A 25163-nucleotide genomic window follows, 5' to 3' on the forward strand; every position below is an offset into this window, starting at 1 on the left:
AAGGTCGGAACAGTACACACTGTTCCGACCTTTTGCGTGTCCACGGAGACCCGTGGTGTTGACTCTGAACTCACCGCGCCGATATCCTGAACGAACGGTCGGTAATTATTTCGGGTCGGCGAATCTGCCGGCCTCGCACAGTGAGGTGACCATCATGACAACCGCGACTGACGCTCCGCAGGAGAAAACAGCGGAGCAGGAACAGTTCGACCGGCTGATCGCCGAGGACTCGCGCATCGAGCCCCGTGACTGGATGCCCGAGGCTTACCGCAAGACCCTTACCCGCCAGATCTCGCAGCACGCGCATTCGGAGATCATCGGCATGCAGCCGGAGGCCAACTGGATCACCCGTGCACCAAGCCTGAAGCGCAAGGCCATCCTCATGGCGAAGGTCCAGGACGAAGCCGGGCACGGGCTGTACCTGTACTCGGCTGCGGAGACCCTCGGCACCACACGCGATTCGATGATGGCAGACCTCATCGCCGGTAAAGCGCGCTACTCGAGCATCTTCAACTATCCGGCACGCACCTGGGCTGACATGGGTGCCATCGGGTGGCTGGTCGACGGCGCCGCAATCGCCAACCAGGTCCCGCTGTGCCGTGCGTCCTACGGGCCGTACGGACGCGCCATGGTGCGGATCTGCAAGGAAGAGTCCTTCCACCAGCGCCAGGGATTCGAGATCCTCCTGGAACTCGCGAATGGAACGCCGGCCCAGAAGCAGATGGCACAGGACGCCGTGAACCGCTGGTACGCGCCGAGCCTCATGATGTTCGGCCCTCCTGATGAGGATTCGCCGAACTCCAAGCAGTCCATGGCCTGGAACATCAAGCGGTTCTCCAACGACGAGCTCCGTTCGCGTTTTGTCGGCATGATCGTCGAGCAGGTCAGGACCCTCGGGCTCACCCTGCCGGATGACCAGATCCGCTACAACGAGGAAACCCGCACCTGGGAGCACGGTCCACTGGACTGGCACGAGTTCAAGGAAGTTCTTGCCGGTCGCGGACCATGTAACGCCCAACGCATGGAACGTCGTCGGGAAGCTCACGACGGCGGTGCCTGGGTCCGCGAGGCCGCCGCAGCCTACGCCGCGAAGCAGGCCGCCAAGCGCAACGAAGTGAAAGAGGCGGCGTAAATGGTCAGCGGATCACAAACGGGCGACGACGGCGCCAAGGCTCCCAGCGCTGAGCAGCCGGATCACCCGACGGCCGAACCATGGCCGCTGTGGGAAGTGTTCGTTCGGTCCTCGCGGGGTCTCAGTCACGTACACGCCGGATCGCTGCACGCGCCGGACGCCGAGATGGCCGTGCGTAACGCCCGCGATCTTTATACCCGCCGCAATGAGGGCGTGAGCCTCTGGGTGGTGCCGGCGTCGGCCATTGTTTCCAGCGACCCGGATGCGAAGGGCCAATTCTTCGAGTCTCCGCAGGGCAAGGACTACCGCCACGCCACCTACTACACCAAGAGCGAGGGAGTGAAGCACCTGTGAGCGAGTCAAATGCGAGCGCCACCCGCATCACTCCGGGTAATGCCCTCCGACCGGAGGATATTGCAGCCTCCAGCGTCCGGCCCAGCGAGGCTGTGGCGGAGTACGCGATCCGTCTCGGCGATGACGCTCTCATTCTCGCCCAGCGACTGGGCTGGTGGATCTCGCGTGCCCCGGAGCTTGAAGAAGATGTGGCGCTGGGCAATATCGCACTGGACCAGATCGGACATGCGCGTTCTTTCCTCGCCTACGCCGGGCATGCATGGGACAAGACCGAGGATGACCTCGCGTACTTTCGCGGGGAAGATGAGTTCCGCTCGGCTCATTTGGTGGAGCAGCCCAACGGAGACTTCGCCCGGACAATCGCGCGTCAGCTGGTGATTTCGCAGTACCAGTTCGAGCTGTACTCCCGGCTGGTGGATTCAGCTGACGCCACCCTTTCGGCCATTGCCGCCAAAGCGGTGAAGGAAGTGGATTACCACCGCGACCATGCCCGCCAGTGGGTGCTCCGCCTCGCGCTGGGAACCGACGAATCCCGCCGCCGCATGATCGAAGGGCTCATCCTCACCTGGCCGTACGTCGGGGAACTGTTCGCGGATGACGGCCTCGTGAAGGGGCTCGACGGCGTCGCGGTTCGCCCCTCCGACCTCCGTGCCGCTTTCGACACGGAAATCGAATCCCTCTTCACCGAAGCAGAGCTTGAAGTCCCGGACGTTCCCGCCGCGACAGGCGGCGGACGGCACGGCCGCCACAGCGAGTACCTGGGCTACATCCTGGCCGAGATGCAGGTCCTCGCCCGCGAACATCCGGGAGCGACATGGTGACCACACTGCATCCGTCCAGAAGCGCCCTTGAGGCTACTGTCTGGGGGATCGCCGCAACCGTCGCGGATCCCGAGATTCCCGTGCTCACCATCGAAGACCTTGGTGTCCTCCGAGCGGTGACAATAGCCGACGACGGCGCCATCACTGTCACCATCACCCCCACCTACTCGGGGTGCCCGGCCATGGATGCGATCCGTGACGACATCATCACCGCTCTTGACGCGCAGGGCTTCACCAACGTGCGCGTGAACCTGGTGCTCTCGCCGGCCTGGACAACCGACTGGATGAGTGCGACGGGCAAGGCGAAGCTCGAGGACTACGGTATTGCCCCGCCCACCGGCAAAGCTACCGCCGGAAAAGTGAGCGTTGGCCTGAGCGTCAAATGCCCGCAGTGCTCCTCCCTGAATACCCGCGAGCTCACCCGTTTCGGTTCCACGTCCTGCAAGGCGCTTTACGTCTGCCAGGACTGCCGGGAGCCCTTCGACTACTTCAAGGTCCACTAATGGCAGTAAAGCTGGCACCGTCCACCCAACGGCGAACCGCCTTCCACGAACTGACGGTCGCAGAGGTGCGGCGCCTCACCGAAGACGCCATCGAGGTGACCTTCGCGGTTCCGGAGGAGTTGGCCGGCCGCTTCGATTACGTGCCCGGGCAGTATGTCGCGCTGAGAACGACGATGGATATCGACGGTGAGCAGAAGGAGGTGCGTCGCAGCTACTCCATCTGTGCAGAACCTAAACCCGGTGAAATCCGCGTCGCCATCAAGAAGGACCTCGGCGGTACCTTTTCGACCTGGGCGAATGAGTTCCTCAAGGCGGGGGACAAGCTCGACGTGATGAGCCCGATGGGTCAGTTCATCTCGAAGCATCCCATGACGGGCCTCAACGACCCCGAGAGCATAGACACTACGACCGAGCATTCGTTTGTCGCAGTGGCGGCCGGCTCGGGCATCACGCCCGTGATCGCCATTGCGCGCTCGGTGCTCGCCGCCGACCCGGCGGTGCGCTTCGATCTCATCTACGCCAACAGGGCCTCAATGGATGTCATGTTCCTGGAGGAGCTTGCTGACCTGAAGGACCGGTATCCCGCCCGGTTCGCGCTGCACCACGTGCTCTCTCGCGAACAGCGCATTTCGCCGCTTTTGAGCGGACGCATCGATGCCGAGAAGCTGCAGACCATCCTGACCAGGGTGATCCGCACTGAAGAGGTGGACGAATGGTTCCTCTGCGGGCCCTTCGAACTCGTTCAGCTGTGCCGGGACACCCTTGCCGAACGTGGAGTTGCGCCAGAGAAGGTGCGGTTCGAACTGTTCACCACGGGTGAGCCGACGAAGCCCGAAGGTCAGATCGGCCGACCCGTGAAGGACGACGGCAGCGAGGACAGTTACTCCATCAACTTCAACCTCGACGGCCTCCAGGGCACGGTGTCCAGCCCGACGCACGCGCGCGAGTCCATCCTCAACGCGGCGCTGCGCGTCCGGCCGGACGTGCCCTTCGCATGTGCCGGCGGCGTGTGCGGTACCTGCCGGGCCAAAGTGGTCAGCGGAACCGTGGACATGGAAGAGAACTACGCCCTGGAGCCGGATGAACTGGCAAACGGCTATGTGCTGACCTGTCAGTCGCGGCCTACGAGCCCCGAAGTCACCGTCGACTACGACGCCTGACCCCTACAGAACAGGAGCGGTCGCTTGATTGATCTGACCATCGACGGCAACGTCGCCGAGATTGTCCTCAACGCGCCGGAGAAGCTCAATTCCCTCAACGAGGCGGCGCTCGCCGAACTCTCTGACGCGTACGACGACGCTGCCTCCGCTGCAGCGGAGGGCCGAGTACGTGCCCTGCTGCTGCGTGGAGAGGGCCGGGCGTTCTGCGCCGGACGGGACATTGCCGGCGTCGAGCCGGAAACTGACGACGCCGTCGCCTACCTGGACGGTCTGGTCGCGCCGCTGCTGAAGAAGATGTCGGCCTTTCCTGCGCCCACTTTCGCGGCCGCACAGGGTGCCTGTCTCGGGGTGGGTCTTGGTCTCCTCATCGCGACGGACGTTGTCTACGTCGCCGACTCTGCCAAAATCGGTTCTCCATTCGCGAAGCTCGGCGCAACACTGGATTCCGGCGGGCACTGGCTCTTCACCGAGCGATTGGGCGCGCACCGCACGCTCGACCTCATTTACACCGCCGACCTGATGAGTGGCGCCGAAGCTGTAGCAGGTGGGCTCTTCAGCAGGGTCTTCCCGGCCGGTGAACTACTGCCGTCCACACGGTCTGCCGTCGAGCATGTCGCAGAAGGCGCCACAGGAGCCTTCCTGGCGTCGAAAAACCTCGTGGCGTCGATTCGCGACCGGAGGCTTGGCCTGTGGGAATCATTGACTGACGAAAACGCCGCCCAGGGCGAGCTGTGCAGGAGCACCGATTACGCCGAGGGATTCCGGGCTTTCCAGGAGAAACGCCCCCCGATTTTCACGGGCTGATGCAAGGGCGCCGTGTTTGATACACCGAAGCAACCACTTACGCAACGGTTTGAACTCAATACGGCGTAATCTGCGCAGAACTGGCCAAATTTGTCATTTCGTGGCATTTACTAGGACTTGTGGCCGGGGAGTCTGTCGGGGGGCCTCATGGGGGACGGTGACATTCAGAACGGGATGTCACCTCCAGTACGGCGGACACCCCGGCCACGCCTCTTCTTCAGCCCCAATGACGTCCGGAAACCGGGCCTGTCTTGATGCCCGGGACCTCTCGATGACCATTCCCGCTGTTCCCAGAGCCAGCTTTCCCTAACGCCTGTGAGATCTTCGCGTATATCTTTAACTTGCGATCTGATATATGAGTCCTATACTAGATTGAATCCGCCCGGAGGATTGATCGCTAACTCGATGAGGAGTGGAACAGCATGCAGCAACTGGCGCACCGGCTCGAACGCCTGGGCACCGAAACCGCCTTCAGCGTCGCCCAAGCCGCGGCCGCCTGGAAGGCAAAGGGGAACCTTGTGTACCCCTTCCATCTCGGCGACATCAACATCCCGACGGCCCCGCATATCGTCGAGGCGATGAACCGGGCAATCGCCGACGGCTATACGGGATATTGCCCGGGCCCCGGCATCCCACAGTTGCGCGAGGCCCTCGCCGACGATATTGGGTCCCGCCGAGGTATCGAGTTCTCGCCCGAGAACGTCGTCGTGATGACGGGCGGCAAGCCCGTGATCACGAAATTCCTGCAGGCGGTCATGAACCCCGGCCAGGAAGTGCTCTACCCCAACCCAGGCTTCCCGATCTACGAATCGCAGATCGAGTACCTCGGTGGCACGGCCGTGCCTTACCGCTACCTGCCCACGAGCCAGGGCTTCGCGATCGATCTCGACCAGGTGCGCGCATCGATTACGCCGAATACTGTCGCAATCATCTACAACGACCTGCAGAACCCCATCTCTGCCGAGTCGACGTCGGCCGAGCGGGAAGCTATTGCACAGCTCGCGCAGGAGCACGACCTCTGGGTGCTCTCCGATGAGGCGTACTTCGAGACGCGCTACGAGGGTGTCTCGAGTTCCATCGCCTCGCTTCCCGGCATGGCGGAGCGCACCGTGATCCTCTACACGTTCAGCAAGAAGTTCGCCATGACCGGATCCCGTCTGGGCTGCGCCGTAGCGCCGGTCGAGATCGCCAAAATTCTCAGCACGCTCAACACCAACGATGAGTCGTGTACAACTCACTACGTGCAATGGGCCGGCATCGAAGCGCTCCGTGGCACCCAGGAACCCGTACAGCAGATGCTCGACATCCTGCGCGAGCGCCGGGATGCCGCGTGTGAACTCGTGAACGACATCTCCGGTATGCAGGTCGCCGTTCCGAAGTCGACGTTCTACCTTTTCCCCGACGTCACCGACGTCATGCAGCGTATGGGTTACACGGCAGTCGGTGATTTCGCCTCCGCAGCCCTGTACGAGACTGGCGTCTCCTTCTGCACACGAGAGCACTTCGGGCGCCGTCAGCCCGGCGAAGAGCGGCAGTACATCCGGCTCGCCTACTCGGGCATTGACGTCGCCAATATCCGCGACGGCCTCGGACGCCTGCGCAAGTGGATCGAGACGGCATGAGCCGGGTCGTCGTCACGGGACGTATACCCGAAGCCGCCATCGAAAAGCTTCGCGCCGAGCATGATGTCGACGCCTGGCAGGGTCAGGAGTCGATTGGCCGCGAGGAGCTCCTGCGCCGGGTAGCCGGCGCCGACGCTGTCGTGAGCCTGCTCACCGAACGCATCGACGCCGAGCTGCTCGACGCCGCCGGTCCGCAGCTCAAAGTGGTCGCGAACGTCGCCGTCGGCTATGACAATATCGACGTGCCTGCCTGCACCGAACGGGGCATCGTCGCCACCAACACCCCGGGCGTGCTCACGGACGCTACAGCCGACATCGCCTTCGGCCTGATCCTCATGGCGACCCGCCGTCTCGGCGAGGGGGAACGGCTTATCCGCTCCGGCCAGGCCTGGAAGTGGGGCATGTTCTTCCTGCTCGGCAGCAGCCTGCAAGGCAAGACCCTCGGCGTCGTCGGCATGGGCGGCATCGGCCAGGCGACCGCGCGCCGGGCCAGGGCCTTCGGCATGGAGATCGTCTACCAGTCGCGCAGTGAGATCGATCCCGAGATCGCCGCCGAGCTGGGTGCCCGACGGGTCGATCTCGACGAGCTGCTGAACGTCTCCGATGTTGTTTCGCTGCATTGCCCCTACGGGCCTGCCACGCATCATCTGATCGGCGCCGAACAACTGACGGCGATGAAGAGCTCGGCATACCTCGTCAACACTGCGCGAGGCCCAATCGTCGACGAAGCGGCGCTCGCGTCCGCTCTTCGCGAGAGACAAATCGCGGGCGCGGGGCTCGACGTTTTTGAGAACGAACCCAGCGTGCACCCCGAATTGTTCGAGCTCGAGAACGTGGTGCTTGTGCCGCACCTCGGCTCAGCCACGGTGGAGACGCGCACAGCGATGGCAATGCTTGCCGCCGACAATGCCCTCGCCGTGCTCAGCGGCGAGGGACCGCCTGCACCCATCAATTAGCAGATAACGAGTACGAGCCCCGTCCGGGAGGACGGGGCTCGTACTCGTTCATGCACTGCTCATGGTCTGCCGACACACCTAGCGCGTATCCATGTCCTCGAACACGAGGAAAGTCTGTGTATCCAGCACACCCGGCATGGACTGCAGCTGATCGAAAATGACGCGTCGAAGATCCACGTTGTCTTCAGCGCGTACCAGCAGGATGACATCGAAATCCCCGCCAACCAGTGCAATGTGGTGGATCTCGGGGATGGCCCGCAACTGCTCCCGCAGCTCCCGCCAGGAGTGCTGCTGGACCTTGAGGGTTACATACGCCGACGACCTGAGACCTGCCTTGATCGGATCGATCAGCGCCGTGAACTTGGTCAGCACCCCGGTCTCAGTCAGCCGGGAGATGCGCGAGTAGGCGTGGGCCCTCGAGATATGGACGTTCTCGGCAACGGCAGTTACCGAGAGCCGGCCGTCACGGGTGAGTTCGGCGAGGATCTTCCGATCGACCTCGTCGAGGGACTGCTCGGCCATCTGTCTACACCCTTGTTTGTTATCCATCTCACAATGCCAATATGTCCGCGAGAAGTCGCGTTACGAAACCATTCTTCCACGATATTGGGTTCTTGTGGATACGAAACCGGTCCTAAAAGCATAATTGAGGAACAGATATAGTTCTCGACCAGTCGTCGGGGACGCCAGGCAGAGAAGCCGTCCTCACGTCGTGACGGCTGAGGAGGCAGCATGACCATTTCGACCGGCAGCTCCGCCAACCAGTACGGCGAATCCATGAAGCGCTCGGGGCACCGCACCAGCGACATGGGTCCCACGGCGGAGGAATATATGCTTCCGTCCCCCGAACCGGTCCAACTCGTAGATCCCCGGGGCGAGCACGTCCACAATGACCGCTACCCCCTACCCGACGGCGGAGCGCTCCTCGCTGCCTATGAGAAGCTCGTGGTCGGCCGCCGCATCAACGACCAGGCCAATGCACTGGTCCGGCAGGGCCGGATGGCTGTCTACCCCTCATCGCACGGACAGGAGGCATGCCAGGTGGCTGCCGCCGTCGTGCTTGAGAAGGAGGACTGGCTCTTCCCGACCTACCGGGACACGGTTGCGGTGGTCACCCGCGGCGTGGATCCCCTCGAAGTGCTGACACTGCTGAGGGGCGACTGGCATGCGGGCTATGACCCGTACAAGCACAAGACCGCGACGCAGACCACACCGCTTGCCACCCAGCTGCTGCACGCCGTCGGCGTGGCACACGCAGCCAAGCTCCGCGGCGAGAACACGGTGGTGCTCGCCCTGTGCGGTGACGGTGCCACCAGCGAGGGGGACTTCCACGAGGCCCTGAACTTCGCTGCCGTATTCCACGTTCCGGTGGTCTTCCTCGTGCAGAACAACGAGTACGCCATCTCGGTGCCGCTGAAGCACCAGACCGTGGCCCCGTCGCTTGCCCACAAGGCGATCGGCTACGGCATGCCCGGTGAACGCGTGGACGGCAATGACCTCGCAGCCATGCTGTCCGTGCTCGGCAAGGCTGTGGACCGTGCGCGCGACGGCGGAGGCCCCGCTCTTGTTGAGGCGCACACCTACCGGATGCAGGCCCATACCAACGCGGACGATCCATCGAGGTACCGCTCGCAGTCCGACGTCGACCGATGGGTGCCGAGGGACCCGATCACCCGGATGCATACGTACCTCGGCAACCTCAACCTGCTCACATCGGATGGCGAGCAGCGCATCGCCGAGGCCGCCGAGCACACAGCAACGATCCTCCGTGACGGCCTCAACTCGGATCCGGAGATCAACCCCGCCGATCTGTTCGAGTACGTCTACACCGAGAAGACGAGCCAGTTGCGTGAACAGGCGGCGCTCCTGGCCGACGAGCTTTCAAGGGAAGGGGCGTAGCAATGACCGAGACCGCAGTCCGGCCCGGGCCGGCTGAGAAGTCCGCCGGCACCACCCAGGCGGGGCCTCAGCCGCTCACCTTTGCCAAGGCCCTGAACACGGCGTTGGCCGACGCCATGGAAGCCGATTCCTCTGTCGTGATGTTCGGCGAGGACGTGGGCCCGCTCGGCGGCGTCTTCCGGATCACCGACGGGCTGACTGCCCGCTTCGGGGAGGAACGATGCTTCGATACGCCGCTCGCGGAGTCGGGAATCATGGGCATGGCGGTGGGCATGGCAATGAACGGCATGCGTCCCGTCGTCGAAATGCAGTTTGATGCCTTCGCCTACCCTGCCTTCGAGCAGGTGGTGAGCCATGTGGCGAAGATTCCCAACAGGACCAAGGGCAAGGTGAAACTGCCGCTGGTCATACGCATCCCGTACGCCGGCGGCATTGGGGGAGTGGAGCACCACTGCGACTCCTCGGAGTCCTACTACGCACACACACCTGGCCTCACTGTGCTTGCGCCCGCCACGGTACGCGACGCCTACCTGATGCTGCGTGAAGCCATTCGTTTTCCGGATCCGGTCGTCTTCCTTGAGCCGAAGAAGCTCTACTGGTCCAAGGAGACCCTCGACCTGGATGAGCTGCGCAAAGAAGCCGACGACGCCGCAACCAACGGCGTGACCGTAGGCCGCGCCGTCGTCGCCCGTTCAGGAACCGACGCCACCCTCATTGCCTACGGCCCCTCCGTACCGACCGCGCTCGCCGCAGCGGAAGCGGCTGCCGCCGAGGGACGCAGCCTGGAAGTGATCGACGTGCGCTCCATCGTGCCGTTCGACGACGAGACCGTTACCGCCAGCGTCCGGAAGACAGGCCGGGCCGTCGTTATTGCCGAAGCGCCGGGGTTCGCATCGGTGGCATCGGAGATCGTTGCCCGTGTCCAGGAGCGCTGCTTCCATTCGCTCGCCGCCCCGGTGCGGCGCGTAACCGGGTTCGATATCCCGTACCCAGCACCGAAACTGGAGCACTACTTCCTGCCCAGCGTTGACCGAATCCTCGACACCGTGGATGAATTGCAGTGGGAGGACGCATGAGCGCGGAAACCATCTCACCATCCGTCAAGGTGTTCCTGCTCCCGGACCTCGGCGAGGGACTGACCGAGGCCGAACTGGTGAACTGGCTCGTGGCCGAGGGCGACACCGTAACCGTCGACCAGCCGGTTGCCGAGGTTGAGACGGCGAAATCAATGGTGGAGGTTCCCTCTCCCTTCGCCGGCGTCGTGACCCAACTGCACGGCGAGGCGGGAAGCACCATCAACGTCGGTGCCCCACTGATTTCCGTGCGGCCCGCCGGTGCTGCAGCGGAACCATCCTCACCGGAGTCGGCGCCCAATCCTGAGGCCGAGGCCTACCGCGAAGAAGAACGCGCCGGCGTCAGCGTACCCACGGACGCGGAGGTCGCTGCTGCGCCCGCTGTGGACGAGGAGACGGCAGATAACGCCGGGGAGTCAGATGGAGGATCAGGCAACGTCCTGATCGGCTACGGGACCCCCGGGACAGGAATGGGAGGCCGGACCCGGCGCCGCAGGAGCGGGACCGCTCTGACTGCCGTGCCGGAAGTACCGGAGCCTAACGCCGCCTTGCGGGCGGTGCTGTGTATCTCACCGCTGGTGCGCAAACTGGCGCGGGACGCGGGACTGGACCTTCGGTCGATCGAGGGCAGCGGAGCCGACGGCATGATCCTGCGCCGCGACGTCGAGCGCGCCCTTGAGGATGCGGCCGGCACACCGACATCGCAGCGCGAACAGGCCACTCCGGAGGTGGAAGACCAGGATCGCCGGACCGGTCTGCGCGTCACCGGCCGGGTCCCCGTTCGTGGAGTACGAAAGGCCGTGGCCGAGGCCATGACCCGCAGCCGCCGCGAGATCCCCGAGGCAACCGTGTGGGTGGATGTCGACGCAACCGCCCTGGTGGAGCTGCGCGCCGACCTGAAGCGCCGCCAGCCGGACGCCACGCCCGGACTGCTGGCCTTCGTTGCGCGGTTTGCGCTGGCCGGCCTGACCCGGTACCCGGAACTGAACACGCGCATCGTCGACCGTGCTGACGGGAGCCAGGTTATCCTCAAGTTCGACGGAGTCAACCTCGGCATTGCTGCCCAGACGGACCGGGGACTTCTGGTCCCCGCCGTTCAGCGGGCCGACAGGATGAGCGCCCGGAAACTGGACGCTGAGATCCGGCGGCTGGCCGCCGTCGCACGCGAGGGCAAGGCCACCCCGGCGGAGCTCACATCCGGCACGTTCACGCTGAACAACTACGGCGTGTTCGGGGTGGACGGCAGCGCCGCGATCATCAACCACCCGGAAGCTGCGATCCTCGGTTTGGGTCGGATCATCGACCGACCGTGGGTTGTGGACGGTGAGCTGGCTGTGCGGAAGGTGACCGAGCTGACGCTGACCTTCGACCACCGCGTCTGCGACGGCGGCGTGGCCGGAGGATTCCTGCGCTACGTTGCCGATGCAATCGAGAACCCGGGTGGAGTCCTCGCCGACCTCTAGCGCCTCCCTGACCCGGGGGGCCGATAGCGCCTACCGGCCCCCCGGGGCTCGCTGCGCTCGCGCCGGGTCCCTGCCGATAGCGCCTACCGGCCCCCCGGGGCTCGCTGCGCTCGCGCCGGGTCCCTGCCGATAGGCTTAGGATCAGCCGCCAGCAGAGAGGAACTTATGTCCGAGCAGCAAATCGAACAGTCCCATCCCTGGAAGCAGTTGGGGGAGGAGGTATGGATGCTCCGGACCGATCCGCTGGGCCTGAACACAGGACTGGTGGTTGGAACGGAACGGGCGCTCGTCGTTGACACCGGAGCCGGACCGGAGCAGGCTGCGCGGATCATGGACGCTGTTCGCCAGCTCACCGACCTGCCGCTCGTTGTTGTGAACACGCACTCCCACTACGACCATGTTTTCGGGAACGCATATTTTGCTGCGCACGGCGTGGAGGATTTCTGGGCAACCGACCGGTGCGCCGCCGTCGTCAGCGAAAGCGCCGAGGAACAGCGGGCCGAAGTTGCCCAGATCGAGCCGGCGATGGCTGCCAACGAGGGCGAGCACACCGCTATCCATCCCGCCAACAGGCATGTTTCCGGGTCGCCGGTCGACCTGGACCTGGGAGGCATCTCGGTCACGCTGTTTCACCTCGGGTTCGGCCACACCGACAACGACCTCCTGGTTGCAGCCGGGAACGTCCTCTTCACCGGCGACCTGGTGGAGGAAGGCGCAGACCCGGGGTTCGAGGACTCATATCCGGCGGAGTGGCTCCGGACGCTGGGCAAGATGGCAGCGCTCGAAGACCTGTACGACATTTTCGTGCCCGGTCATGGTGCGCCGGTCGACGTCGAGTTTGTGCTCACTCAACTGAACAAGATGCGCAGCGCGGTCCGGGTCACGAAGATCGCCATGGACGAGGCCTCAACGGATATGACCAAGGCCATCCCCATCCTGCCGTATGGCCCCGAACAGTCCCGGGCGCTACTGACCCGCCTTCGCACCCTCGCCCACTGGAAGTGGCTGGAGCGCCAGAGCAACAGGGGCTGACGGCGGCGGGATGAGCGGCTTCAGCCTGGCGTCGATCTGCTCCAGCAGGGCTGCGGCTGTCTCCGCTTCAGTTCCGTTTGCGTCCACCAGCGTGTACTCGCCGAATCCAGGGAGCCTCCGGTAGGAGGCGTCCAGCGCCCTGAGGAACTCGCGGGTTTCCATGTCCGTGTTCCGGGAAGCGATGCGCTGCTGCGCCGTGTCCGGTTCCACGCGGAGGTAGACCACCAGATCAGGTTGCGGCAGTACGCGCAGCAGCCACGGCAGCAGCACGCCTGCCGGCAGACCGCGCACCTGCCGCAGGGCCAGCTGGCACTGCAGGTGACGGTCGAAGAGAACAACCCCCCGCCGTCGTCGTGCCTGCAGGGTTGACCGCAGTACCGCGAGGACGCGGAACGATGTTTCGATCGTGTCCAGAAGACGCGCGCCCAGCAGCGCCTCAGCCGTAGGTGAATGCCTTGAGGTGAAGCGGTCGAGCGTTCGCCGGCCACCGGGATTGCGGAACAGCTCGGCCTCGATGCCCCGCGCATGCAGCTGACTGACCACTGCTCGCGCGGCCGTTGTTTTCCCCGCCCCGTCTATTCCGAGCAGCACCACACCGGGACCATGCGGATTCCTTGGAACACCGGTCATTTTCGCCTCTCGCGGGTGTACTCTTCGGAAACAATCATCGCGAGGGCGACTGGATGAAGACTGGTAATCGGCAGTGAAGGGGACCGCTATGGATATCAGACGCAGCGCGCTTGGCCTGAGTCTTGCACTTGTGCTTGTTGGAGTCGCGGGATGCGGGGCAGGCGATCAACCGGCCAGCGAAGCTCCGCCGGCTGAAACCACCAGCGCAGCAGAAGCCACACCGGATGAGACGGCGGCAGGTGAGGAACCCACTGAAGAGGCACCGGCCGAGGAAGTCGTCATCACCATCCGCAACTTCGAGTACGAAATGCCCGAAACAGTGCCCGCCGGTGCCGAGATCACCGTGGTCAACGAGGACACGGCCCCGCATACCGTGACCTCCACCGAGACCGAAGACTTCGACGCCGTCGCCCAGGGCGGGGAGACCGTCACCTTCACCGCGCCGTCAGAGGCCGGAGAGTATCCCTTCGTCTGTACGTACCACCCCAATATGACGGGAACGCTCGTGGTGAGCAGCGATGGCTAGTGCGGCGACGCACGGGCGGCGTGTCAGCCGCGGACGATCTGCTCCGCTGCTCATGGGTCTCCGCGTCCTCATCGCGCTGGGCCTGGCAATCGACGCGTACGTGCACTTCATCCTCGCGCCCAACTACCAGATGGCCTACCCGGACGGGATGGGCGGAGGAACTCTCTTCCGCATCCAGGCCGTGGCGGCCATCATCGCCGGGCTCTACGTACTGATCCGCGGAAGCCGCCTGTCCTACGCCATCGCGGCTCTTGTTGCGCTCTCGGCGTTTGCCGCCGTCGTACTGTCCGCCTACATCCAGCTGCCGCAGATAGGGCCCATACCAGCGATGTATGAGCCGGTCTGGTTCTTCGAAAAAACCCTGAGTGCAGTCGCCGAAGGAATTGCAGGAGTGCTCGCCGTCATCGGATTCTTCCTGGCGCCGCGGAAGGATGCCGCACTGCGCTAGCGTTGAACGGTGCGCCAGGAACCGTTCAACCTTCGAAAAATAGCCGTTGGCGCCTACGGTCCCTCACTCCTGTACGGTGCCGCAACCGGGTCGATCATGCCGGTCATCGTGCTCTCGGCCACGGAGTTGGGCGCCGACGTCGCGACGGCGGCACTGGTCCTCACGCTCACCGGCATCGGATCGCTGGTCACCAACGTTCCGGCCACCCTGATCACCTCCCGTTTCGGTGAGCGCTGGTCGCTCGTGGCGGCGTCGCTCTGGTGCTCTGCCGCAATGATCCTTGCGCTCGTCGCGACGAACCTCGCGGTATTCGCCACCGCCATCTTCATGATCGGAATGGCCGGAGCCGTCTTCGGGCTCGCCCGTCAGAGCTACCTCACCGAGGCTGTACCCGTTCACTTCCGTGCCCGTGCCCTCTCCACACTCGGCGGGGTGACCCGGATCGGCGTCTTCCTCGGTCCGTTTGCCGGTGCTCTCGCGATGAGTTTCCTCGGGCTCGACGGCGCTTACTGGGTTGGTGCTGTCACCACCCTTGTTGCCGCTGTGCTGAGCTTCCAGGTCCCTGAACTGGGCGGAACGCGGGCGTCCCGAAAACGCGGTACCTCGGACATCGCCATAGCCGTGCCGACCCTCCGGGCGACTCTCCGGAGCCATGCGCGAATCTTCGGAACCGTCGGCGTCGGAGTGCTGCTGATAGCCGCGGTCCGTGCCACAAGGCAGGCCGTCCTTCCGCTCTGGGCCCAGGAAATCGGTCTGGACCCGACGACGACGGCGCTTATCTACGGTGTGTCCGGCGGGATCGACATGCTCATTTTCTATCCCGCAGGCAAGGTGATGGACGTCTACGGCAGGCGCTGGGTTGCAGTTCCCTGCATGCTGATCATGGGTACGGCGCTGCTCCTGCTCCCGCTGACACGGGATGCTTTTGGCCTGCTGGCCGTGGCGCTGCTCATCGGATTCGGCAACGGTATCGGCTCAGGCATCGTCATGACGCTGGGGGCCGATTTCTCGCCGTCGCCGGGTCGGCCGCAGTTCCTTGGCATTTGGCGCCTGCTATCTGACACCGGGACCATGGCGGGCCCGGGAACCGTGTCCCTGGTGACAGCTGCGGCAACACTCGCGGGCGGAATCTGGGCCACCGGTGCGCTGGGTCTGTTGGGGGCGCTCGTTCTGTGGCGGTGGGTGCCGCCGTCACAGAACCGGAAGCTGGTGGGTTAGGACTTGCGGAGCCGCGCCTGCGAGCCGAACAACCAGCACGCCGTGCCGCTCAACGTGTAACCCACGCCGACAATGAGCGACAGCCCGGACCAGAAAAACAGCGGAACCCGGGCGGTGCCCGGCACGGGAGCGGGACCGATTGCCTGTACATACACGTACAAGCCGAGCGACAGCACCAAGGAAAGCAGGCCGGGGATCCAACACAACGCCAGCCACGCCCGGGACGCAGCCCACGATTCACCGAAGCCGTCCCAGACGTTCCAGGGGTTGCCGGTACGCATGATGAGAAGACCGCCGATGAGCGTCCACGCGGCGACCACCAGATACGCGGCCACGACATCAGCGGGCCGGTGCCACAAATTGATGAAGGTTGCGGCTCCCGCCAGGACGGAATAGGTGCCACCGGCGGCGGCCGCGAAGGGGCGCCAGCGGGGCGAGACGACGAGGAATATGGCCGCAGCGGCGGACGCGGCCAGGGTTGTGTGCCCGGAGGGAAGCGAGTTGAAGTCGAGCGTGGGCACGCCCCGGTCCGGGCGGTCGAAAAGGAGGTTCTTCAGGATCTGCGTAGTGAGATTCGCGCCGATGATCGTGCCGAGGGCTATACCGGCCGCGGCCCACCGCCGTCGTGCCAGTGTGACGAACAGGATCACCACCGCCGCGATGAACACTGAGATCATGGGCAGGCTGTCGAGCAGTCGAAGGAATGGTCCCTGACTGTCCGGTGCGGCGATCCCTGCCTCCGCCCAGGCTGATTCATCCGCAAACTGCCCCGTCGTGGTGCGCACAAACGCCCAGTAGGTCCACCCCAGGGCAACAAAGCAGCCGAACGCGCCGAGGACAAACAGCACGGGGTGCCGTGCGGCAGTGGAGAAGCGGCGGGACTTGGTCGAGTGCTTGGTGCTCACCTGATTAACACTTACACGATCCCGGGTTGGTTCCTGAACAGCGCGCCCGTACTGTGCGCCGCATGGGTCCGCCCGCACACCCTGGGGTGTGCGGGCGGATCCGTCTGGACAAACTTGACGAAGCGCTTAGCGTCTGTTCACCGTCGCCGTGGTCGACCCTCCGGCCGATGACGTGACCTTGATGGTGTCCGTCACTGGGGCGTTGGAGTTGCGAACGCGGATGGTCCAACTGCCGTCAGCCAGCACGGTTGCCCTCCCGATCAGCACACCGTTCGCGTTCACCGCGGTGATGGTGTTGTTCGCGGTGATGCTTGCGCTGCCACCGATCCGCCACTCCCTCTTGTCGGCGCGGAACTCAGCGGTCGCGGTGAGCTGGTCCGCCGGGGTTACCGTGGACGATGCACCGCTGCCGAAGGTTGCGGGCGCACTGTCACCTGCTGCGCTGGTGGCAACGAGCTCCAACGTGTAGGTGATGTTGTTCGTGAGCCCATTGAGCACCGCGCTCCGGGCCGCAGCATCCGGTGTCGCGATCACCGGTTCACCCGTCGGCGGAGTGGCCGTGAGGCGGTAGCCCGTGATCGGCGTATTGCCTGCGGTTGCGGGCTGCCATTCGACGGTCGCGCTGCCGTTCCCGGCCGTCACGCGAACGACGTTGGGAGCGGACGGTGCCGTCAGGTCTCCGGCCTTCGGGGTGAAGAGAACCGGTGCAGCTGCGGTGTTGCCCGCGGCGCTGTTCGCCGTCACAGTGAAGCTGTATTCAGTTTCCGGGGTAAGGCCCTCAAGCGTTGCCGACGTGGCCCCGCTTCCGACCGTGGTGGTTGCAGCTTCCGCGGCCCCGGACATCGCCGTGACTGTGTAGCCGGTCACGGCAGAGCCGTTCGCAGCCGCGGCGGTCCAGGAGATCTCGGCTGAGCCAAGCAGCGAACCATCCTTGACCGCTACGTCGCCCGGAGCCGACGGTGCAGTCGCCGCCGGAGGCGTGGCGGCGGAGGTGACCATGACGGTACCGGCCTCTGCGGCGGTGCTCGCCTGCCCGTTGAGGGCAAACACCTGCACCGGGTACGCCTGGGCGTTGACCAGTCCACGGATGGTGGCGCTGGTCGCTTCCGCCCCGACCTTCACGCTCACTTCCTGCCCGAGGACCGTGTCCACCGCAACTACTTCGTACCCGGTGATGGCGGGGGCGTCAGCAGGAACAGTTGCGGGTTTCCAAGTGACCTTGATGCCGTTCTGGCCGGCTGCGCTGGCGAACGCTTCGGTCGGAGCGTCGGGAGCCTGTCCCGCTGGACCGGCGGGGCAACCGCCGAAGCCAGGGCCGTCGATCTCCTTGAATTCAGAAATGGTCAGTCCCAACTGCGCTTCAACATTCGCCGGCTCAGCCTGCCAGCTGGCTACTGAAGGGTCGCCGGCGAACGCGGCATCCTGCTCGGCCTTGGAGAAGAAGCCGTACGTGACGGTGAACTCTCCGTTCGCCGCGTTGCCATTGACCCGGTACCCGGCCGGCGTTTCGTCATCCGGCCAACCGATCGCACGCTCGCCGATTCCCATGTCCCTCATGTCGGGGTTGACGATTTCAACTCCCATGCGGGCGAGGTCGACGTCGGGGCCATAGGTTCCCTTGACAACAACTGTGCCTTCGACGTCTCCAGCGACATCCGGGGTTACTGTGCCGTCAACCGATTCGACGGAAGTGATCACCGCTGTTCCTGCGACCGCCCCGTCGCTGCTGCCATCCTCGAATTCCGCCGTGACGACGTCGAGGCCGGTGATGTTGGGGGTGACCACGTCCCAGCAGGATCCACCGGGGTGGTTGACTTCGAAGAAGCCATCATCGCCGACCACCCCGTGCGAAATGCCGATGAGGTTCCCGCCGCGGGTGACCTTGATGATGACATCCTGGCCAGCCTGGGCGGTGTAACCCTCGATGGCGACCATGTCGCGTTTGGTGAAGATTTCTACATTGCCTGGTCCAATAGGAGGGTTCGCCGCCATGACAACTGACGCACCCCCTGCAACCAGCACCAGTGCGGTGGTTCCCGCGAGCAGTCCGGTAACGCGTCTCCGGGAAGACGGGGTACCTGTAGCACCGGGAGAAACGTGATTGTCTGACTTCATCACGAATCCTTTCCTAACGGAGCTCGCAGGCCCCGAACTAGTTCGCCGCAGGACGGACGCCTGCTCCGGCAAGGATCACCCCGACATCTTGGGAATTTCTTAATTGATCGTTATGACTACGCTGATCCAATGGATCAACCCACCTCGGATGAGCTGCTGGATTCCGCACGCGTAGTCTCACTCCCGATGCGTGTCCGCTTCCGCGGAGTCACCCATCGGGAGGCGCTGATTCTGCGCGGACCGGCGGGCTGGGGCGAGTTCTCGCCTTTTCCCGAGTACGACGACGCCGAGTCGGCTTCCTGGCTACGCGCTGCGGTCGAAGCCGCATGGGAGGGCTTCCCTGCGCCGGTGCGCAGCCGCGTACCCGTGAACGCCACCGTCCCCGCTGTGGCGGCGGCCGGCGTCGAACCCGTGCTGGCGCGGTTCGGCGGCGTGAGCGCGGTCAAGATCAAGGTGGCGGAGCGCGGGCAAACCATTGACGACGACGTCGCCCGCGTCGCCGAGGTGCGCCGCCTCCTTCCGGAGGCGAAGCTGCGCATCGATGCCAACGGCGGCTGGAATAGTGCCGATGCCTTGGCAGCGCTTGAGGCGCTCGCTCCGTTCGAGCTTGAATACGCCGAGCAACCAGTCATGGATACGGCTGATCTGCGGGCCGTGCGGCTGGAAGTACGACGACGCGGCATCCCGGTTCTGATCGCGGCGGATGAGAGTGTCCGCAAAGCGGAGGATCCGCTCCGCGTCGCCCGGGAGGACGCGGCCGATCTGATTGTCGTGAAGGTTGCACCGCTGGGCGGCGTCCGGCTGGCGCTGGACATCGTGGCGCAGGCGGGCCTTCCCGCCGTCGTAAGTTCCGCTCTGGACACTTCGGTGGGTATTCGAGCCGGCGTGGCGCTCGCCGCCTCTCTGCCGGACCTGCCCTACGCCTGCGGACTGGCCACACTGTCGCTGATGGACGGTGACGTATCGCCCGAGCCCATGTTGCCTGACGGCGGCTGGCTGCCGGTGCGCCCGGTACCTGTTACCGAAGAACTCCTTGAGCGCTTCGCGGCACCGACCGACCGTACTGCCTGGTGGCTGGAACGGCTTCGGCGGGTGCGCGCAACCCTTGGGGCCGGGGCATAACGGCAAAGGCCGGGGTGTGCGGTTCATGCACACCCCGGCCGCATCCGCGGAGGTTACTTCCGCAGGCCCTTGCCGTTCTTGCCGCGGAAGACCTGGACCACTGACGGGCGGGGTGCAGGGGTTCCGTCATACGGGAACAGCGAAGTGTGGTTGCCCCACGAGCCGTCCTCGCCCGGGTGCTGCACGGCGACGAAGACCATGCCTTCCTGGTCGTGGATGACCGGTCCGCAGGTCTCTCCGTCCCTCGGCACGGAGAGGAACTGCTCGACCTTGCCGCGGTCGGCGCCCTCAAGGGTGACCTTGAACAGGCCGTCGTTGTAGCCGATACCGGACGGCGCGCCGTCGGTGGAGATCCAGAGGTTGCCCGCTGAGTCGAAGGCCACGTTGTCCGGGCAGGAGATGGGGGAGACCTGGTCCACCGGGTAGCCGCTGAAGTAGGTCACGTCACCCTGCGCAGGGTCACCGCAGACCATCAGCAGGTTCCAGTTGAAGGTCGAAGCCGTGGCATCGTTATTGGTTTCGGTGATCTCGACGATGTGGCCGTCGCGGTTCTGCGTGCGGGGGTTGGCTTCATCGGCGGCAGGGTTGGAACCGACACCGCGGTTTGAGTTGTTGGTGCACGCCACGTAGATCCGACCGGTAACCGGGTTGGGCTCAACGTCTTCCGGACGGTCCATCTTCGTGGGGCCGACCTTGTCCGCAGCCAGGCGGGTGTGGACCAACACCTCCTCAATGCTCATGCCCGGAACGGCGCTCCGTCCGCCGCGGGTGAGCGGAATCCACTCGCCGGTGCCGTCAAAGGAACCGTCGGAAGGCACTGTGCCCGAACCGTCGATTTCGGTTTCAGAGTTGCCGCGAAACCGTGCCACGAACAGGTCACCGTTGGCGAGGAGCATCTTGTTGTGCTCGCGGTTGCCTTCGATGTGCTTGTCGCGTGAAACGAACTTGTACAGGTAGTCGAATCGCTCGTCGTCGCCCATGTAGGCCACAACGTGTCCGTCGGCATTGAGCCGGACGTTGGCGCCTTCGTGCTTGAAACGGCCCAAGGCAGTGTGCTTGACCGGGGTCGAGTTGGTATCCATGGGGTCGACCTCGACGATGTAGCCGAAGCGGTTCGGCTCGTTCTTGTAGGCATCGGTGGAGGCGTCGAAGCGCTCTTCATCCAGATGCCAGCCGCGGCCGGGGTTGGTGCTGGTGATCCCGTAGCGGCGTTGCGCAGCGGTGGGAGTTCCCACCTTGAAGTAGCCCTGGAAGTTCTCCTCGCCGGAGAGGATGGTGCCCCAGGGGGTGGTGCCGCCGGCGCAGTTGTTCAGGGTGCCGAGCACGGTGCGTCCCTCGGGATCCGCAACGGTCTTGACAAGGTCGGAGCCAGCCACAGGGCCGGTGAGCGTGAACGGCGTCGACATGGTGATCCGACGATTCAGCTTGCCGGTGCGGGTGTACTTCCAGGGGAAGCCCTCGCCCTTGCGTTCCAGTTCCACGACGGCCATGCCGTGGGCGTTCTTCGCGATCGCCCGGATGGTGGCGGCATCGGTGCCGGGAGGGAACATGATGTTCTCGTTGGTGTATTCGTGGTTGGCCACGAGAACGGCACGGGTGTTCTTCCTGTCCAGCGGCAGGATGTCCAGGTAGTCGTTGTTGTAGCCGAACTGGCCGGCCTGGGACTCCGGGGTCTGGTTGTTGATGTCGAACTCTGGCGCTCCCGGCAGAATCGGGTCGCCCCAGCGGATGATCGGCTCCCATGAGTACGTTTTCGGGACGGTGAACTCATCGACGGACGCGGGCACGGGGGCGATGGCCGAGAACGGCAGGCGACCTCCGGCCTTTGCCGCGGGGGAAAGGCCGGAGGCGCCCGGTGCCTGGTTGACGGCGTTCGCGCCGAGCAGCAGGGTCAGCGCCCCGACAGCGCCCACACCGAGTACGTTGCGGCGTGAATATTCGGCGGAGATGATGTCGCGCATGTAGCTGTTGTTCGACGTGTTGCAGACGTCTTTGGCGCACGCGTTGTCACACTTCAGCGCGCAGGTAACCGCGCTTCGCTTGCCCTTCACATGGTCCAGCATGGGCAGGAAGCGGCGACGGGATTCGATAGTCATGGGAGTGTTGCCTTCCGAAGGTGAACGGTCGAATCTGAGGCTGTCAGTGCCACCTGTCCCGGTGAGGACTATCAGGTGAACCCGGGGTAAATAGTTGGGCGCCAGGGGAAGGCAGGTCATCAGTGAAAGGATGGAGCGGTGAACTCGATCGAATCAGCCCGCGCCGTCGTTCGGGCGCTGCGCACCTCCGGAATCACCGACGTCGTTCTGGCCCCGGGATCACGCAGCGCGCCCCTTGCCTATGCCCTCGCAGAGGCGGCTGAACACGGCGGACTCCGACTTCACGTTCGCATCGATGAACGGGTGGGTGGATTTACCGCGCTGGGACTGGCACTGGGGTCCCAGCGTCCGGCCGCCGTCGTCACCACCTCCGGTACCGCGGTGGGGGAATTGCTCCCGGCGGTGATGGAGGCCAACCATGCCGCTGTGCCCCTCGTGGTCCTCACCGCAGACCGGCCCGACGAGCTGCGCGGAACCGGTGCCAACCAGACCACACGCCAGGCAGGCCTGTTCGGCATCCACACCCGTGCCGCGCTGGATGTTCCGGCAGGCACTGATCCTTCGCCCTATTTGGCGCGGGCGCTCGCTGAGGCGCGCGGAGCCAACGGCCCCGCGGGCCCTGTGCAGGTCAACCTCGCGTTCCGGGATCCGCTCGTACCGGACCAGGACGAGGTCCGCGGGCCGGCTGAGACGCCGCTCCCTGACGCGGTGCCGATGGCCCAGGCAGCAGAACCAGCGGGGACCGCTGCGTCTGCTCCGAACGACGCCGCCCGCACTGTTGTGCTCGCCGGGCACGGAGCAGGTGAGTTGGCAGCGGTGTTCGCGCAGCATCTGAGCCTCCCGCTGCTGGCGGAGCCGTCCTCGAACGCACGGTTCGGCTCGTCCGCCATCGGCGCATACCGGCTGCTGCTCGAGCAGTTCGGCCCGCGGATAGAGCGGGTCGTTGTCTTCGGACGGCCGACGCTCTCCCGGCCGGTGGCGGCGCTGCTGGCCAGGACGGACGTGGAACGGGCACTGTATGCACCGGAACCGCAGGCGTGGTTCGAGGAGGGCAGGCGCCCTGAGCGGCTGATCAGCAAGCTCGACGGGCTGCTGGACTTCGCCGGGCGCGGCGCTGACGAATGGCTCGGGGAATGGCGGGATGCAGGTGCCCGCGCCGAGGCCGCCCTTCAGTTGCACCTCGCCAACGAGCCCGCCCTGACTGGGCTGCACGTCGCGGATGCTGTATGGGAGAACACGACGGACAACCTGGTGCTCGGCTCATCGAACCCCATCCGTGACATCGACCTGATGGCCTCCGGCGACTGGCACCCCCTTGAGGTGTATGCCAACCGCGGGCTGGCCGGAATCGACGGCACCATCTCCACAGCGACCGGCATTGCGCTCGCCGCAGGTATTCCCACCCGGCTGCTGGTCGGAGACCTGACCTTCCTGCATGACGCCGGCGGCCTCCTTCTCGGCACCGGCGAGGAGGAACCGGACCTGCAGGTTGTTGTGCTCAACGACTCGGGCGGCGGCATTTTCGGCCTGCTGGAGCACGGGGATCCCGCAACGGTGGAACGCTACGGGCCCGCTGTCGAACGCCTGTTCGGCACGCCGCACGCTGCGGATCTCGCAGCCCTGGCGGCAGGCTACGGCGTTCAGCACCGGCTCATCAGCACCCCGGACGAGCTGGACGCCGCTCTGGAGCAACCGATCAGCGGGCGGTCGGTCCTTGAGGTAAGGACCGACCGCGCCGGCCTTCGTGGTTTCCACGCACGGGTGAAAACCGCCGTGCGGGACGCCGTCGAGCGCTAGTTACCGGAACAGCCGGTAGCTCTGCCAGCCCTGCCCGATGGTGGCGGCGGTTCCCCACCTGTTGCCCGGCATCGGGTAGTACTTCAGCTGTCCGGTTGCTGTTGAGCGTGCCCTCAAACCGTATGAACCCGGGCCCTGGAATCCGGAGATGGCGGTGACGCTGTCCATGGACTGCCAGCCCTGGCCGATCACACGCCGGGTCTCGTTCACGAAACCGCCCGCCCCGTTGGAGCGGTACAGCGCGAGCTGGCCGTTGGACCGCGTGCCCAGGATGTCCTGATTCCCGTCCCGGTCCCAATCGGCCTGGGCAATCCGCAGGCCCTGCCAGCCGTGTCCGAGCCGAACTCCGCGCGAGAGTGCACCGCCTGAAGTGTTCGCGTAGTGCCAGAGTCCGCCTGCGCTGTCCTTGGCCACCACGGATGGGAAACGGCTGCCCCGGAGCCAGCGGCCTACCGTGACCTCGTGGGAGCCCCAGCCCTGGCCAATGCTGATCGGTGCCTGGAATCCTCCACCGAACAAGCCGCGGTACACGGTCAGCCGGCCGTCGTTCCACTGGGCGAGGATGTCCTGGATCCCGTCGGCATTCCAGTCCGTATTGAAGCCTGCCTTGAGCGAGGACCAACCGGCGCCAAGACGGGCCCTTGGACGGAATCCGTTGAGGTAGTTCGATGGATAGGTCCACAGGGTGCCGGTGGCATCGGCTGCCACAAGATCAGAGGAATGCTTCACCGATGGATTGGAGCCGTTGTAGTAGTGCTCCATGGTCGGAATGCCACGGGTTTTCATTTCGGTGGCGACTGACCGGCCGACATAGCGCAGGTGCCACGGCTCAAAGGTGTAGCCGGTGGTGGGCTGGTACCCGTCCGGATACCGCACGATGAACCCGTACCGGTGCGCGTTCGCTGCAACCCAGCGGCCGCCGGGGGTGTTCGCGAAGCAGGCGCCGAGCCCGCAGGATCCGTCCTGGTTACCGACGTCGACTGCCAGGCCGGTCTGGTGTTCGCTGTGGCCGGGGCGCGCGGAGATGGTGTCGGCAACCGCTTGACCGTAGAGGCCGACGTAGTAGTTGTAGAGCGCGGCCTGCTCGTCATACGAGCGGTAGGCACTTATCAAGGAAAGCGGGGCGCCCGCACCGCGGGCGGCGGAGAACAGGTTCTGGAGGTTGGACGACACCTCGCGGCGCACCAGATAGCTGGTGCCCGGGTAGTACACGAGGTCCGGGGGAACGTATCTGAGTGGATTCAGGGGCCGGGACTTGGTCACCAGCACCTGGACGTTATTGGGATCGTTGACCGGGAGGGCGGCAGTGGCCGGCGGTGCGGTGAGCAAGCCGGTCAGCAGAGTGAGACAAACAACGACGACGGCGGCGAACCGCGCCCTCAGGCGCGGACGTCCGGCGGGGGATAACTCGGACATGGATTTCCTGGGGTAGGGGAGACCAGGCGGGTTGGTGCGTTTATCTTCGCACGCACCAACCCGTTTAGGAA

General features: G+C 65.0%; 23 protein-coding genes. 17 read left to right on the forward strand and 6 right to left on the reverse strand.

Annotation, left to right across the window (positions count from 1 at the left end; all coding sequences use genetic code 11):
* The first annotated feature begins 154 nt into the window (after positions 1 to 154).
* The 8 genes from paaA to AC5RTB_RS05385 all read left to right on the forward strand — a co-directional run bounded on the left by paaA (position 155) and on the right by AC5RTB_RS05385 (position 7352).
* The gene (gene paaA, locus AC5RTB_RS05350; RefSeq protein ID WP_494060043.1) at positions 155 to 1132 is read left to right on the forward strand and encodes a 1,2-phenylacetyl-CoA epoxidase subunit PaaA; all 978 of its coding nucleotides are present in this window, start codon (positions 155 to 157) and stop codon (positions 1130 to 1132) included.
* On the forward strand, positions 1133 to 1486 hold the full coding sequence (gene paaB, locus AC5RTB_RS05355) for a 1,2-phenylacetyl-CoA epoxidase subunit PaaB (protein ID WP_494060044.1): 354 nt from the start codon (positions 1133 to 1135) through the stop codon (positions 1484 to 1486).
* Entirely contained in the window at positions 1483 to 2307 is an 825-nt protein-coding gene (paaC, locus tag AC5RTB_RS05360) for a 1,2-phenylacetyl-CoA epoxidase subunit PaaC (protein WP_494060045.1), read from the forward strand. Before paaB ends, paaC begins: the two co-directional genes overlap by 4 nt.
* Positions 2301 to 2810, forward strand: a complete 510-nt coding sequence (gene paaD / locus AC5RTB_RS05365) for a 1,2-phenylacetyl-CoA epoxidase subunit PaaD (RefSeq protein ID WP_494060046.1) — start codon at positions 2301 to 2303, stop codon at positions 2808 to 2810. The genes paaC and paaD overlap by 7 nt, the downstream gene beginning before the upstream one ends.
* The gene (gene paaE / locus AC5RTB_RS05370) at positions 2810 to 3970 is read left to right on the forward strand and encodes a 1,2-phenylacetyl-CoA epoxidase subunit PaaE (protein WP_494060047.1); all 1161 of its coding nucleotides are present in this window, start codon (positions 2810 to 2812) and stop codon (positions 3968 to 3970) included. The genes paaD and paaE overlap by 1 nt, the downstream gene beginning before the upstream one ends.
* A 24-nt stretch (positions 3971 to 3994) precedes the next feature.
* Positions 3995 to 4774 carry an enoyl-CoA hydratase/isomerase family protein gene (locus AC5RTB_RS05375; protein ID WP_494060048.1) on the forward strand — a complete coding sequence of 260 codons (780 nt, stop codon included), beginning with the start codon at positions 3995 to 3997 and terminating at the stop codon, positions 4772 to 4774.
* A gap of 422 nt (positions 4775 to 5196) precedes the next feature.
* A complete protein-coding gene (locus AC5RTB_RS05380; protein WP_494060049.1) occupies positions 5197 to 6396 on the forward strand; it encodes a pyridoxal phosphate-dependent aminotransferase in 1200 nt (399 codons plus the stop codon).
* Positions 6393 to 7352: a 2-hydroxyacid dehydrogenase gene (locus AC5RTB_RS05385; protein WP_494060050.1), complete on the forward strand. Its 960-nt coding sequence runs from the start codon at positions 6393 to 6395 to the stop codon at positions 7350 to 7352. The genes AC5RTB_RS05380 and AC5RTB_RS05385 overlap by 4 nt, the downstream gene beginning before the upstream one ends.
* 78 nt (positions 7353 to 7430) lie before the next feature.
* On the opposite strand, the gene AC5RTB_RS05390 is transcribed toward AC5RTB_RS05385, so the two are convergent.
* Complete coding sequence (locus tag AC5RTB_RS05390) at positions 7431 to 7874, reverse strand: Lrp/AsnC family transcriptional regulator (protein ID WP_494060051.1); 444 nt, start codon at positions 7872 to 7874, stop codon at positions 7431 to 7433.
* A gap of 210 nt (positions 7875 to 8084) precedes the next feature.
* On the opposite strand from AC5RTB_RS05390, the gene pdhA reads away from it, so the two are divergent.
* From pdhA to AC5RTB_RS05410, 4 genes are all read left to right on the forward strand, one after another.
* The gene (pdhA, locus tag AC5RTB_RS05395; RefSeq protein WP_494060052.1) at positions 8085 to 9251 is read left to right on the forward strand and encodes a pyruvate dehydrogenase (acetyl-transferring) E1 component subunit alpha; all 1167 of its coding nucleotides are present in this window, start codon (positions 8085 to 8087) and stop codon (positions 9249 to 9251) included.
* A 2-nt stretch (positions 9252 to 9253) separates the two neighbouring features.
* Positions 9254 to 10327, forward strand: a complete 1074-nt coding sequence (locus tag AC5RTB_RS05400) for an alpha-ketoacid dehydrogenase subunit beta (RefSeq protein ID WP_494060053.1) — start codon at positions 9254 to 9256, stop codon at positions 10325 to 10327.
* Positions 10324 to 11787, forward strand: coding sequence for a dihydrolipoamide acetyltransferase family protein (locus AC5RTB_RS05405; protein WP_494060054.1), 1464 nt, complete (start codon positions 10324 to 10326; stop codon positions 11785 to 11787). The genes AC5RTB_RS05400 and AC5RTB_RS05405 overlap by 4 nt, the downstream gene beginning before the upstream one ends.
* 165 nt (positions 11788 to 11952) lie before the next feature.
* Positions 11953 to 12819: an MBL fold metallo-hydrolase gene (locus AC5RTB_RS05410; protein WP_494060055.1), complete on the forward strand. Its 867-nt coding sequence runs from the start codon at positions 11953 to 11955 to the stop codon at positions 12817 to 12819.
* On the opposite strand, the gene AC5RTB_RS05415 is transcribed toward AC5RTB_RS05410, so the two are convergent.
* On the reverse strand, positions 12754 to 13449 hold the full coding sequence (locus AC5RTB_RS05415; RefSeq protein WP_494060056.1) for a dTMP kinase: 696 nt from the start codon (positions 13447 to 13449) through the stop codon (positions 12754 to 12756). The two genes, AC5RTB_RS05410 and AC5RTB_RS05415, sit on opposite strands and share 66 nt — an antisense overlap.
* A gap of 88 nt (positions 13450 to 13537) precedes the next feature.
* Between AC5RTB_RS05415 and AC5RTB_RS05420 the strand changes: the two genes are divergently transcribed.
* From AC5RTB_RS05420 to AC5RTB_RS05430, 3 genes are read left to right on the forward strand one after another with little or no spacing between them, the layout of a single operon-like run.
* The gene (locus AC5RTB_RS05420) at positions 13538 to 13975 is read left to right on the forward strand and encodes a cupredoxin domain-containing protein (protein WP_494060057.1); all 438 of its coding nucleotides are present in this window, start codon (positions 13538 to 13540) and stop codon (positions 13973 to 13975) included.
* Entirely contained in the window at positions 13968 to 14423 is a 456-nt protein-coding gene (locus tag AC5RTB_RS05425) for a hypothetical protein (RefSeq protein ID WP_494060058.1), read from the forward strand. Before AC5RTB_RS05420 ends, AC5RTB_RS05425 begins: the two co-directional genes overlap by 8 nt.
* Before the next feature lie 9 nt (positions 14424 to 14432).
* The gene (locus AC5RTB_RS05430; protein WP_494060059.1) at positions 14433 to 15641 is read left to right on the forward strand and encodes an MFS transporter; all 1209 of its coding nucleotides are present in this window, start codon (positions 14433 to 14435) and stop codon (positions 15639 to 15641) included.
* Here AC5RTB_RS05430 and AC5RTB_RS05435 read toward each other — a convergent pair.
* Together AC5RTB_RS05435 and AC5RTB_RS05440 are read right to left on the reverse strand one after the other, a co-directional pair.
* A complete protein-coding gene (locus AC5RTB_RS05435; RefSeq protein ID WP_494060060.1) occupies positions 15638 to 16546 on the reverse strand; it encodes a phosphatase PAP2 family protein in 909 nt (302 codons plus the stop codon). The two genes, AC5RTB_RS05430 and AC5RTB_RS05435, sit on opposite strands and share 4 nt — an antisense overlap.
* Positions 16547 to 16672: 126 nt before the next feature.
* Positions 16673 to 18661: a fibronectin type III domain-containing protein gene (locus AC5RTB_RS05440; protein ID WP_494060061.1), complete on the reverse strand. Its 1989-nt coding sequence runs from the start codon at positions 18659 to 18661 to the stop codon at positions 16673 to 16675.
* 129 nt (positions 18662 to 18790) lie between these two features.
* Between AC5RTB_RS05440 and AC5RTB_RS05445 the strand changes: the two genes are divergently transcribed.
* On the forward strand, positions 18791 to 19783 hold the full coding sequence (locus tag AC5RTB_RS05445; RefSeq protein WP_494060062.1) for an o-succinylbenzoate synthase: 993 nt from the start codon (positions 18791 to 18793) through the stop codon (positions 19781 to 19783).
* A 53-nt stretch (positions 19784 to 19836) separates the two neighbouring features.
* Here the strand turns inward: AC5RTB_RS05445 and AC5RTB_RS05450 are convergent, their stop codons facing one another.
* Positions 19837 to 21879: a PhoX family protein gene (locus tag AC5RTB_RS05450; RefSeq protein WP_494060063.1), complete on the reverse strand. Its 2043-nt coding sequence runs from the start codon at positions 21877 to 21879 to the stop codon at positions 19837 to 19839.
* A 138-nt stretch (positions 21880 to 22017) separates the two neighbouring features.
* Between AC5RTB_RS05450 and menD the strand changes: the two genes are divergently transcribed.
* Positions 22018 to 23676 (forward strand): 2-succinyl-5-enolpyruvyl-6-hydroxy-3-cyclohexene-1-carboxylic-acid synthase, encoded by a 1659-nt coding sequence (menD, locus tag AC5RTB_RS05455; protein WP_494060064.1) that lies wholly within the window; start codon positions 22018 to 22020, stop codon positions 23674 to 23676.
* On the opposite strand, the gene AC5RTB_RS05460 is transcribed toward menD, so the two are convergent.
* Complete coding sequence (locus tag AC5RTB_RS05460) at positions 23677 to 25092, reverse strand: D-alanyl-D-alanine carboxypeptidase family protein (RefSeq protein WP_494060065.1); 1416 nt, start codon at positions 25090 to 25092, stop codon at positions 23677 to 23679. It abuts the gene before it with no gap.
* Positions 25093 to 25163 lie beyond the last annotated feature (71 nt).

Source organism: Arthrobacter sp. M71 S08, assembly GCF_059089725.1.